Genomic DNA, 11,888 nt, shown 5'->3' on the forward strand with positions numbered 1-11,888 from the left:
ATTTCCAGGATTTTAGGATTTTCAGGATAGGAATTTGTCTGAATCAGGATTTCCACCGATTTTAGGATTTTCAGGATGTGAATTTGTCTGAATCAGGATTTCCAGGATTTTAGGATTTTCAGGATGTGAATTTGTCTGAATCAGGATACTCAGGATTTGAGGATTTTTAGGATATTAAGAATATGAATGAGATGAAGATAATGAAATCCTGTTCATCCTTAAATCCTGGAAATCCTGATTCAGACATTCTCCCTAACAGTCCTGTTCATCCTTTAATTCGCTAAATCCGTGTTCAGATTTTCAGGATGTGAAGAATATGAAGAAGATGAAAATAATAAAATCCTGTTCATCTTTAAATCCTGGATATCCTGATTCAGACATTTTCCCTAAAACCGTCCATTTCCCTGAACAATATGCTTCACCGTCGTCAATGTTTCCAAACTAATAAATCCCCTGCGATGTCCTTTTTGATTGGACATTCCTAAAAATACAGCCTCTCCCCGTGAGGAGTGACGAGAAAAACGAGGGGAAGCATTTATGTAGGTGGAGGCGCTATTTACTCCTAATGCAAATTGGCGACTTTCTTGGTAAGACTCTGTGACAATACTATCAGCATGACTGCTACTATATTGATTAATCCAAGCGATCGCACTTTCTAAACTATCTACTAACTTAAAAGCTACTGTTTTGGTTAAATATGGTGTTCCCCATTCTTCATCTTTGGCTAATTGCAATTGGGGAAATGCTGCAACTAGTTCTGCATCTCCTTTGAGTTGAAAACCTTTTTCTTTTAAACTACTCCACAGCACTGATAAGGAAGATGGTAAAGCTTGACGATGAACTAAAACTTTTTCAATGGCATTAACTTGATCTGGTTCGCTTTCATGGCTATCCATAATCATCCAGCGAATCATTTCTAAGCTACTGTTGATTGACCAATACAGATAACAATTACCCATTGCTGATTTTAACACTGGGCAAGTTGCTTGTCTGACCACCTGTTGAATTAAACTGGAACGTCCGTAGGGAATAACTAAACTTAAATACTGATCTTGGGTAACTAAATCTCGCACTGAAGCACCATGTTCAGCGGTGATTAATTCTACACAACCTGCGGGTAATCCGACTTTAGTAATGGCTGTTTGCAGGGCGTTAGCGATCGCTGTATTGGAGTTACTAGCTTCCGTACTACCTTTAAGAATAATACTATTGCCAGTTTTTATGCAAAAACCAGCAGCGATCGCCCCTAAATCGGGGAAAGCCTCATAAATAAAGGCAATCACCCCTAAAGGCATTAATTGAGTATAGCTTTGAGAGTCTTCCTGTTGATAATCAGCAGTTCTCACCCGTCGTAAAGGATCAGATAATTCTCCCAATCGTTGCAGAATTTTGATTGTATTCTCCAACCGAGAGGGAGTTAGCTTCAACCAGTCCAAAATTAATTCGGGAACTGCCATTTCTCGACTTGCTTCTAAATCCAGAGTATTAGCTTCGAGAATTTCATCAAAATCACTTTCTATCGCTTGTGCCATTGCTAACACAGCGCGACTCCTATCTATCCCCTTAGTCGTTCCCAATTTCAGGGAAGCCTGAAAAGCGCGGTTAGCACTTGTCATAGGTTCGGGGTAATCATCAATCACTTCACCTGTCATGGAGTTAACGTCTGTAAGTAAGCCAGACCATTAGTGCTGGCAGAATTACCAATAGCACTGCTACAATTGTCCAAGCTATGATATTGGAACTATTAGCCAATCGTAGAGCTAATGGTAGCCATATAATCACTAACACAAAAATAATGCTGAGTGCTACTGGCAAATAGTTTTGTCCTAATCCGGGTTGAACAATTTGCCAATTATTACCTTTCCAACGCCAAGCACGTTTATATGGATAGGTAGTAGAAAGTTGCTCTAATACATATCCATTTTCTTCGACAACAAAAATCTGCTGACAGCGATCGCATCCGAAAGCTTCTGTTAGCGTGATAGGAATCAAATGTCCCTTGCGACGACAAGGACAAGCGTATTCCGTATTTAAGTCAATTTTATCTGGTTTTTGAGGTTGCACAAGCAAGATGAATAACTTGGGCGGTTTTTTACATTATTCCCCAATTTTCCTGAAAATCAGTATGGGAAACTCTAAAATTACGTCTAATGATATAGCTGGGAAAGTCTACTAACAAACTCCTAACCTAAAAATCCATCATCTACCAATTTAGTAGAGATGGAAAATCTTTAGTGTTACTTTAATATATCAACTTTAACTAGAAAGCGGGTGATGGGATTCGAACCCACGACATCAACCTTGGCAAGGTTGCGCTCTACCACTGAGCTACACCCGCGAACTCACCAATAAACTTATTATTCCAGATATATTCAGCTTTGTCAACCCCCAAATTAAATTCTTTTTTTGTCAGTAGGGGCGAAGCATTTGGAAGATACATTATCGGTCATTGCCAAAAATAGTTCTCCAAATGCTTCGCCCGTAAAGTCAGTAGGGGCGAAGCATTTGGAAGATAAATTATCGGTCATTGCCAAAAATAGTTCTCCAAATGCTTCGCCCGTACAGTTGTCCGTTGTCATTACCAATTACCAATTACCAATTACCAATTACCAATTACCAATTACCAATTACCCATTACCTATCACCCATTACCCAATTAACCTGCTAAATTCGGGCGTAATTGCCGCATGAGAGTCGCCATTTCTATGGCGCTCATGGCATATTCCCAACCATGATTACTCTTGATGCCGGCTCGTTCTAGGGCTTGCTGCATGGTATCTGTGGTCAAAATCCCGAAAATTACCGGCACACCTGTTTGGAAACTGGCCGCAGCAATACCTTTAGAAACTTCCGATGATACATAATCAAAATGCGGTGTTTGTCCTTTGATGACTGCACCCAGGCAAATTATGGCATCATAACGGCCAGACATTGCTAATTGACGGGCTACATTGGCAACTTCAAAACTACCGGGAACCCAAACATAGTCTACTTGCTGTCCTTCTGGATCAGGATCTATACCATGACGTTTTAAGCAATCTTTACATCCTTCTACGAGTTTCATGGTGACAAGATCATTAAAGCGAGCAATGATCAATGCAAAGCGCAAAGACTCGGTGTGCTGAAAATTTCCTTCAAAAACTGCCATAACTGCCTCTAAATAAATTTACAATAACTGCTTTACCAATATACTTTTCTGCCATCAAAATAGAAGAGCAGGAAAGCACAATCAGGAAAAAGTCGTTTAGAAAAAGAAAATTTTTTCTGTTTAACTCTTTACCTAAGCTTTTCTGCTCTTAATAGAGTATATGGTATGCGTTAGTGAATGATTAAAGCATTCAACTAAATCACAAAAAAGTTTAATATACCAACTAACACGACTAAAGCCGCCCAAATACCCGAACCAACCCAGAGTAGTTTTTTAGATTCTACCCAGTTTTGAGGAGTGGCGTAAACAACAGGTACACCAATCACAAGCACGAAGGAGAACAAGACTAATGATATTAAAGCGATTTGAAATACTATGCTCATTTTGTTTTTCCCAACATAACTAAATCTTAGTTTTCCCAGAACTGCTGCTGTATAAACAGTCTAGGGTTTTCAGTGAACCTTATGAACTCATAAGGCATCACCTGATCAATTAATATTTTACGTCTGGTTGTAACAGTTGCTCACTTCTGATCCGCCAATCTGTTTTTTCTTTAGGTAATTGGTGATTGGTAATTGGTGATTGGGAAATTGATTAAGATAAAAATTATATTCTCTAACTTCTACTTCCTTCTTCCTTCTTCCTTCTTTCTCCTGACTCCTGACTCCTTCTTCCTTCTTCCTTCTTTCTCCTGACTCCTGACTCCTGACTCCTTCTTTCTCCTGACTCCTGACTCCTGACTCCTTCTTTCTCCTGACTCCTGACTCCTATCTTAAAAATATATGGATTTAATTCTTTGTCACACAACTGCGGATTTTGACGCTTTGGGGGCAGCAGTGGGGTTAACTTGTCTCAAACCAGGGAGTAAAATTGTCTTGACTGGGGGCGCACATCCTCCTGTGCGGGACTTTTTAGCGTTACATCGTGACGAGTATCCGCTAATTGAAAGACGTTCGGTAAATCCTGAAAAAATTCGCTCTTTAATGGTTGTGGATACTCAAAAGCGCGATCGCTTGGGTAAAGCTGCTATCTGGTTCGATTTACCCAATGTCCAAGAAATCATTGTTTACGATCATCATTTTGGACAAGATAGAGACATTCCCAGCACTCAATTATATATTGACGAAGTGGGGGCGACAACTACCTTAATGGTAGAAGAATTGCAAAAAAATAATATTTCTTTAAATTCTGCCCAAGCAACTGTAATGGCTTTGGGTATTCATGTGGATACAGGTTCATTAACCTATAAACAATCTACAGCCAGAGATGCTTTAGCGTTGGCTTGGCTAATGCAGCAAGGGGCAAATTTATCAGTTATTTCTACTTATCGTGATCCTGGTTTATCACCACAATTACAACAATTGTTAAGTGCAGCTTTAGAAGATTTACAATATCTTTGTTTGCGGGGATATACCATTGCTTGGTTAACACTAAAAACCGATGGTTTTGTCCCTGGTTTATCAGGTTTAGCTTCCGAAATTATTGATTTAACAGAAACCGATGCTGTACTGTTAGCAAATGAATATGCTTTAGGTGAAAATGATTGGCGCTTAACAGTAATTGGCAGAACGCAAATTCCCCAAACAAATCTTAATTCCTTATTTCAACCCCATGGTGGTGGTGGACATTCTCAAGCCGCATCTTTTAATCTTCGCACTACAGATTCCCAACCAATTTTACAACAATTATTAGATGGTTTAAAAGCCCAAATTCCCCATCCTCCCACAGCTAGAGATTTGATGTCTTCTCCAGTGCGGACAATTCGCCCTGATACTACTATAGCCGAAGCCCAGCGGATTTTATTACGTTATGGACATTCAGGTTTATCTGTAGTGAATAGCCAAGATTTATTAATCGGAATTATTTCCCGACGGGATTTAGATATTGCTTTACATCATGGGTTTAGTCATGCACCAGTTAAAGGTTATATGACAAGTAATTTAAAGACAATTACCCCTGACACTTCTTTACCAGAAATTGAGTCTTTAATGGTGACTTATGATATTGGCAGATTACCAGTATTAGATCATGGGCAATTAGTTGGTATTGTTACTCGCACCGATATTTTAAGAGAATTACATCAATTAACAATTCAAAATCTAGAATCAATAACTGAAAAAGATTCTCAGGATTTAGGACTAAGTACGGAATTAGAAAAACGTCTTACTCCTCAACTTTGGCAATTACTGACTACAGCATCGCAAGAAGCAGAAAAACGCGGTTGGCATCTTTATTTAGTTGGTGGTGCAGTGCGAGATTTGCTATTATCAAAAGCGGAAAATCGCAGTTTGATGATTAATGATATTGATTTAGTCGTTGATGGTTTTCATAAAACCGCAGACGTTGGTGCAGGGGTAGAATTAGCTAAAGCCTTACAGCAAATTTATCAAAATGCCAGATTAGAAATTCATGGTGCTTTTCAAACTGCGGCTTTGTTATGGCATAAAGATTTAGTATTAGATTCCTTATGGGTGGATATTGCCACAGCTAGAACTGAATTTTATCCTTACCCAGCAGCTAATCCAGAGGTTGAAGCTAGTTCTATTCGGCAAGATTTATATCGGCGAGATTTTACGATTAATGCCATGGCTTTGCGGTTAACTTCTCCCCGTGGTGGTGAATTATTAGATTTCTTTGGTGGTTTTATAGACTTACAAAATCAGCAAGTTAGAATTTTACACGCTAATAGTTTTATTGAAGATCCAACTCGAATATATCGCGGTGTGCGGTTTGCGGTGCGGTTTGGATTTTCTCTAGAACCACAAACAGAAACTTATATTCGTTATGCTATAAATAGTGGAGTTTATGATAGAACAAGTCAGGAAAATAGTAAAACTCCGGCTTTGCAAACTCGACTAAAAACTGAATTAAAATATATATTAGCAGCAGATTATTGGCAATCAGCTTTAGAATTATTGGATAATTTGGGGGCTTTACAATGTATTCATCCTACTTTAAAATTAGATGTGGAACTTTCTCGACAATTAAATTTATTAAAACACTGTTTAAGGAAGTTTGACAAAAAACAAACTTTAATAAATTGGCAAATGCGTCTAGAAGTATTAATTGCCTATTTACAACCAGAATATCGGGTAAAAGTAGCTAAAAATCTGCAATTAGTTGATGATAGTATTGTCAGATTAGAGAAATTATCTCAAATTCAAGCTGAGATAATTACATTATTACCGACTTTTGAAAAACCCAGTCAAACTATTTATTTACTCAAAAGATATGATTTGCAGACTTTAATTTTAATTGCTTTACAAAGTCCCCGCAAAATCAGAAGACGGATTTGGCAATATTTAACAAATTGGGGAAATATTCAACCGCTATTAAATGGGAATGATTTAAAACAATTGGGTTATAAACCTAGTCCCCAATATAAGCAAATGCTTGATGATTTATTAACTGCTACTGTAGATGGTATAATTAAGGATAAAGCGGAAGCACAAGAATTTCTAACCAAGCATTATCCTGGGTAATTGATCTTAAAAATATGAGGTTGATATGCAAATTCAAACATCCAGCAAATACAATATTAATTTACTGATAACATCCATGTTAGAAATGATAAAATTGGCTCAACTGGTGGCAATGGATATTCAGTAATATCAATAGTGACTGAATTACCCTCCAGTTTTAAAAATTTCCAAGTAGTTCCACTGGTGACAGAACCGAAAATTATGGGAATGTTGACATTATTAGCAGCATTAAATTTTTGGGCAGCTACCATTTCTGCAATACACTGACCTAAACCACCATTAAGATTTTCTTTTTTTGCTTCTATAATTATAACTACTGGAGCTTGAATTTCTAATTGGCTTAGTGATTTACTAATCAGAAAGTCACAAATACCATTGAGTCCAATACTAGAATCAACGGTAAAATCTTCTCCAGAAAAAAGGCTAATTTGACGATCTAATAATCGTCGAACTGCTGTTAATACAGGGCTAATAATCCATTCAGAACGGGCTTTTTCACTACCCCTTGCAAGTACCAATGGTAAACCTTCTTCTAGTTCTTGACGTAGCAAATCATCAGGTTTTACAACAGGCACATCTGGAAAAAACCGTCCTCCTTCATGGATGGCGATCGCTAAATCCTGACGGACTTTTTTTAGTGTAAAATCACTGTAGGGCATAGTTATAATTAATTTTTGCTACAAAAACAGAGTTTAGTTCCGTAGGTTGGGTTGTGGAACGTAAACGTATCCCTGCGGGACACTGCGTGAACGCGGAGCAATCGGAACGAAACCCAACATCATATTATTAAAACATATTATTAAAACTTTTGTTGGGTTGCGCGATTCCTGCGGAGCGCTTCGCTATCGCTTAACCCAACCTACATTTGATTTTAGATTAAATTGTATCAGGATCTATATTTAATTCCCGCAATTTTGCTGCTAAACGTTCTGCGGTTTCTTCAGGGGTAAAAACTAGCTTTCCTTCTGGTGTGAAATACCGCAATAATCCCTCATGAATTCCCAAATATAAATCTAATTGTTCACTCCATAAATGTCCTTTTTCATTTGCTTCTAGAGGTTGATATTTTCCATCTAATAAATGAAAACCTGCAAATTCTAGTGTATAAGGATCAAACCAAAAATAATCCGGTGTGCGGAAAGTATTTTGATAAAGTTCTTTTTTGTATTCTCTATCTGTATTCGCTGTAGTTGGTGAGAGAATTTCTAAAATTACATTGGGATATTTACCGTCTTCATTCCAAACTACCCAACTTTTCCGAGTTTTGCGTTCTGTTCCTAGCACAACAAAGAAATCAGGACCTCGGAAATATTCTGATTTTTTCTGATTAGGACTATAATAAATGGTGAGATTTCCCGCAGCATAGAAATCATATCTATCTTTCCACAACCATTCTAGACATTTGAAAAGGAGAATTATTTGTCTTAAATGTAGTTCTGTTTCCACGGGAGGTTCATCACTATATAAATCACTGGGGGGAAAAATCACATCTTGAGAGATGTTTTCTCTACATTCTAATTCTTGAGTAATCATCATAATATGACACCAAGTCGTTATTTGTTGATTATAGCATCGAATTACAAGATCCCCGACTTCTTTAAGAAGTCGGGGATCTGACTGAAACCCAACCTACCAGAATACATGATTATTCCATTTCTTTAATTATATTCATTGTTTCCACACTCACGGTACAGACTCTCATTAATAAATCAATTACCTGTTCTTTATAATCTGCGAAACGATAAGTATTGAATTTTTCCGCAATGGTGGGATCTTTTGGTTTCTTTTCTTTATATTGATCTAATATCCATTCTAACGCACAACGATTACCCAGCATATATTCCCAAGCTATTTTCGGAATATTTTCTAATGTAGTAACATCATCTAGGATAATACTATTTTTGGTTTTATCGGCTTTTAATTTTGCTTTGGGTGTTTTTTGATTGTCTTTTAAAGGAATATCAAGACGGGTTAAGTTATAAGGTGTGACTGTTTCATAATTAATATGTAATTCCATGAGTTGTTTACCCCAGTTAACCCATTTTTGGAAGTTTTCATAATAGGGTAAACGCGGAAATTCGCGTTTAAGGTTGAGTTCGTATTTGCTGCGATAAGCTGGGTTATGTAGGACTGCGTAGGTATAATGAAAGATGTCTATTTTGGTAATTGTTTCATCTTGGTAATGGGTTTGAATTTGTTTTAGTCCCCAGTCGGTAATATTATCAATGCGTTTTCCTTCTTTGTCGTAACGGTAGAGGGGGAGACATTGAGAATCACCGGTTAAATGTAAATCAATAATTGTGTTACTACCTAAACAATGAAAGGGTTTTGTATTTCCTGACGCTGAAAAAGCTATATATTTGTTTTCTGTATCGTTTTCATTTAAAATATCAAACCATTGATAAGTCATTCCATTAAAATGCTTATCAAAGTAAAAATACTGATTATAAAAAGGACGGTATGAACTTTTTATAATTTGTTCAGGTTGAAAAGTTTTATTGATTCTTCTATCTAAATATTTATTTAATTCTCTATCCCATTTAATTGTATCCTTGTTCGGGTAATTTGAATCTTTTAATGTTTCTTGATAAACTTCAATTAAAAATTTTACTTTTTGTTCTAACGCAGTTTCTGATAAATCATAAACCCATTCATCTCTTTGTGTTGCTATACCTCTAGAAAATAACTTAAAAACCGCTTCTTCTCCTTTACCCGCTTTTACATCCTTATCAACTAAAGGTAAAAGACTATCAAAATCATTATCAGATTGATTAATCCAATTACCATTATTATCCGGTTTAAGATGAGTAAAACCTAAATCTCTAAATTTTTGGGAACTAAAATATTTTTTCTTTTCATCTGAATCTGTATAATCATCAATTTCATTATAATAAACTTTGAAACCTTCCGCGTTTTCATTCCTAATTAAAAAATAAACAGCTATACCTACTCTAATTTCATCACTAAAGACATTACCACCTTCTTTGCGTCGTCTTTCTCCACTTGTTCTTGCATTACCTTTCATGTCAATAACATGAATTTCATTAAATTCTTTAGCTACAACTTTTCTAAAACCATCATAAGCAATAGAATTTATAAAAGAACTATTAGAAACAAACGCAATAATCCCATTTTTACCTAGTCTATCAGCAGCCCATCTAATAAACCGAGTATACATATCATAAACAACAATATTATTCTGCGCTTTACTATATTTAATATAAGATTCCTTAATTAACTTATCTATAGCAGTATAATAACGATTAGCATTATTATCATTAAAATTTTCCTGTTTTGCATTATAAGGAGGATTACCAATAATCACAGAAATAGTTCTATCATTCTGTCTTTTGATTCTTGCGGTATTCTCCACACTCATAGCAAACAAATCCAATTGCTTACCCGCAAAAGATGTATTATCCAAAGTATCCACAAAACAAATATTTTCAAACTCCTCATACACCCCCATTTTCTGCTTATAGGTGTATTCAATATTCAAATTTGCAATGTAATAAGGTAAAATAGCCACCTCATTACAATGAATTTCATGTTTATACTTATGTTCTAAACTCTGCTTTGGTAAATAATCAATCAACTCAGTAATAAAAGTCCCCGTTCCCGTCGCAGGATCTAAAATTTCCACATCTTTATCTGCTAACAACTTCCCAAAATGTTTATGAACTAAAAAATCTGTACTTTCAATCATAAACCGGACAATTTCATTGGGAGTATACACAATTCCCAACCTATCCGCAGCTTTAGGATTATATGCTTTGTAGAAATTCTCATATAACGCTTTAAGAAACTTCTGTTTTTCTTGATGATTATAAATATTAGCCGCAGTTCGTCGAATAACTGCATAATATCTTTCAATCGTTCCCAAAGTGTTTTTCTTCACGCTTCCCGTAAAAAAGGTAGAAATTACCCCTTGTAATTCTCCCGCAATATTATTTTCTCTGTGAAATTGCGATTCATTAAAAATATTGATAAAAATATCTTCCGTCAAAATATGCTGAATCATCATTTCCCGAATATCAAATAAACTGATTTCTGGGTTAATTGATTCTTTGCAAATTCCCCAAAACTTATCCCGCGCAGTTTGAAAAGATGTGTTATTTTCCCCTTGACAATCTATCAAATCTCTGAGAGAATTTAATACAGTGGGTAAATCTTGCTTAAAAATTTCTATCGCTTCCCGAAAATCCTTAACTTCAGGACGCACATAATTAATAAAATTGGTAATAATTCCATCTACTGCCTCAGCGTCGCGCATAGATACCCGCATAGTTTCTGTGCTAGATTGAATTAAAACCGCAGTTTGGGAATCTTCAAATAAAATATTACTATCGGGATAACCTTTATTTAATTTCTTTTCTATTTCTTCATCTAATTTATCATATTGGTCTTTGCTTTCCCAATAACCCCAATCTAACCGCAAAGCATCTTTAATTGTGCCATCGGGATAAACAAGTTTACCATTTGGTAATCTATAATCTAATTCAGGAATCAGTAAAAAATCTCTCGGTTTGCAATATTCATTGAGGAGATTTTGAAAAGCCACACGAATAGAAGTTTCTTTGCGAGAACCACCATATTGAATGATTTTTTCGACTTCGGCTTGATATTGAGTTACCAGGAGTCTAGACATAATTAAAAAATGGATTATTAAAAGTTTTGTTGGGTTGTGCGATCACTTCACCCAACTTATATTACTATATTATTACATTGTCTACGTAGATTTAGTTGTGCGATCGCTAATGTAAAGACAGTTAATGCCATGTTTCCACAGTGACTGTATTCCCCTCAGAAAACTTTCAGATAGAAGCATTACGGGCTATATACAGGTTATAATTCTTTTTGCGGAGCAACTTTACAAAAATTTATGAGTAATCCCCTTGTGCAAGCCTTTTTCGTAGGCAGAGCAGTCGCTGAAGTGATTAATGAGCGCGTAGAAGTCGCCTTGACTGATGCTTTGAGTGAACTAGGCAAATTTGATGCTGAAACTAAAGAGCAACTACGCCAGTTTACAGAAGAAGTGATGGCACGAGCTAATCGAGCAGCGGAATCGTCTGCAACTGGTACAACCACAGGTAATAGTTCATCTGGTGGAGATCCAGTAGACTTACAGACAGAAATTGACGAATTAAGGGCAGAAATCGCTCTATTAAGAAGTGAATTGCAGAAGCATCGCAATGCTGCAAAATAGGTAATAGGTGATGGGTAATGGGTAATAGGTAATGGGTAATAGGTAATGGGTA

Annotated in this window: 11 protein-coding genes and 1 tRNA gene; 3 read left to right on the plus strand and 9 right to left on the minus strand. The window is 36.2% G+C overall.

The window, feature by feature from the left end; genetic code table 11:
• Positions 1-386: 386 nt before the first annotated feature.
• The 3 genes from ANA_RS06285 to ANA_RS06295 all read right to left on the minus strand — a co-directional run bounded on the left by ANA_RS06285 (position 387) and on the right by ANA_RS06295 (position 2,338).
• On the minus strand, positions 387-1,652 hold the full coding sequence (locus ANA_RS06285; protein ID WP_015079218.1) for a glutamate-5-semialdehyde dehydrogenase: 1,266 nt from the start codon (positions 1,650-1,652) through the stop codon (positions 387-389).
• A gap of 4 nt (positions 1,653-1,656) precedes the next feature.
• On the minus strand, positions 1,657-2,064 hold the full coding sequence (locus ANA_RS06290; RefSeq protein WP_015079219.1) for a hypothetical protein: 408 nt from the start codon (positions 2,062-2,064) through the stop codon (positions 1,657-1,659).
• Positions 2,065-2,266: 202 nt separating this feature from the next.
• Positions 2,267-2,338 (minus strand) — tRNA-Gly (locus ANA_RS06295).
• A 68-nt stretch (positions 2,339-2,406) separates the two neighbouring features.
• On the opposite strand from ANA_RS06295, the gene ANA_RS26960 reads away from it, so the two are divergent.
• Positions 2,407-2,691, plus strand: coding sequence for a hypothetical protein (locus ANA_RS26960; protein WP_083881437.1), 285 nt, complete (start codon positions 2,407-2,409; stop codon positions 2,689-2,691).
• On the opposite strand, the gene ribH is transcribed toward ANA_RS26960, so the two are convergent.
• From ribH to ANA_RS06315, 3 genes are all read right to left on the minus strand, one after another.
• Positions 2,657-3,148, minus strand: coding sequence for a 6,7-dimethyl-8-ribityllumazine synthase (ribH, locus tag ANA_RS06305; protein WP_015079220.1), 492 nt, complete (start codon positions 3,146-3,148; stop codon positions 2,657-2,659). The two genes, ANA_RS26960 and ribH, sit on opposite strands and share 35 nt — an antisense overlap.
• A 194-nt stretch (positions 3,149-3,342) precedes the next feature.
• Positions 3,343-3,531: a photosystem II reaction center protein PsbZ gene (gene psbZ, locus ANA_RS06310; protein ID WP_015079221.1), complete on the minus strand. Its 189-nt coding sequence runs from the start codon at positions 3,529-3,531 to the stop codon at positions 3,343-3,345.
• A 232-nt stretch (positions 3,532-3,763) separates the two neighbouring features.
• On the minus strand, positions 3,764-3,955 hold the full coding sequence (locus ANA_RS06315; protein WP_041457768.1) for a hypothetical protein: 192 nt from the start codon (positions 3,953-3,955) through the stop codon (positions 3,764-3,766).
• Here ANA_RS06315 and ANA_RS06320 point away from each other — a divergent pair.
• Positions 3,931-6,630 carry a CBS domain-containing protein gene (locus ANA_RS06320; protein WP_015079222.1) on the plus strand — a complete coding sequence of 900 codons (2,700 nt, stop codon included), beginning with the start codon at positions 3,931-3,933 and terminating at the stop codon, positions 6,628-6,630. The genes ANA_RS06315 and ANA_RS06320 overlap by 25 nt on opposite strands.
• 56 nt (positions 6,631-6,686) lie before the next feature.
• On the opposite strand, the gene ANA_RS06325 is transcribed toward ANA_RS06320, so the two are convergent.
• The 3 genes from ANA_RS06325 to ANA_RS06335 form a co-directional block, all read right to left on the minus strand.
• Positions 6,687-7,289: a hypothetical protein gene (locus ANA_RS06325; protein ID WP_015079223.1), complete on the minus strand. Its 603-nt coding sequence runs from the start codon at positions 7,287-7,289 to the stop codon at positions 6,687-6,689.
• A gap of 217 nt (positions 7,290-7,506) precedes the next feature.
• Positions 7,507-8,166 (minus strand): Uma2 family endonuclease, encoded by a 660-nt coding sequence (locus ANA_RS06330; RefSeq protein ID WP_015079224.1) that lies wholly within the window; start codon positions 8,164-8,166, stop codon positions 7,507-7,509.
• A 109-nt stretch (positions 8,167-8,275) separates the two neighbouring features.
• The gene (locus ANA_RS06335) at positions 8,276-11,278 is read right to left on the minus strand and encodes a type ISP restriction/modification enzyme (RefSeq protein WP_015079225.1); all 3,003 of its coding nucleotides are present in this window, start codon (positions 11,276-11,278) and stop codon (positions 8,276-8,278) included.
• Between the two features lie 234 nt (positions 11,279-11,512).
• Here ANA_RS06335 and ANA_RS06340 point away from each other — a divergent pair, with 234 nt between their 5' ends.
• Positions 11,513-11,836, plus strand: a complete 324-nt coding sequence (locus ANA_RS06340) for a DUF6825 family protein (RefSeq protein WP_015079226.1) — start codon at positions 11,513-11,515, stop codon at positions 11,834-11,836.
• The last annotated feature ends 52 nt before the right edge of the window (positions 11,837-11,888 follow it).

This window comes from Anabaena sp. 90 (genome assembly GCF_000312705.1).
GTDB lineage: Bacteria > Cyanobacteriota > Cyanobacteriia > Cyanobacteriales > Nostocaceae > Dolichospermum > Dolichospermum lemmermannii.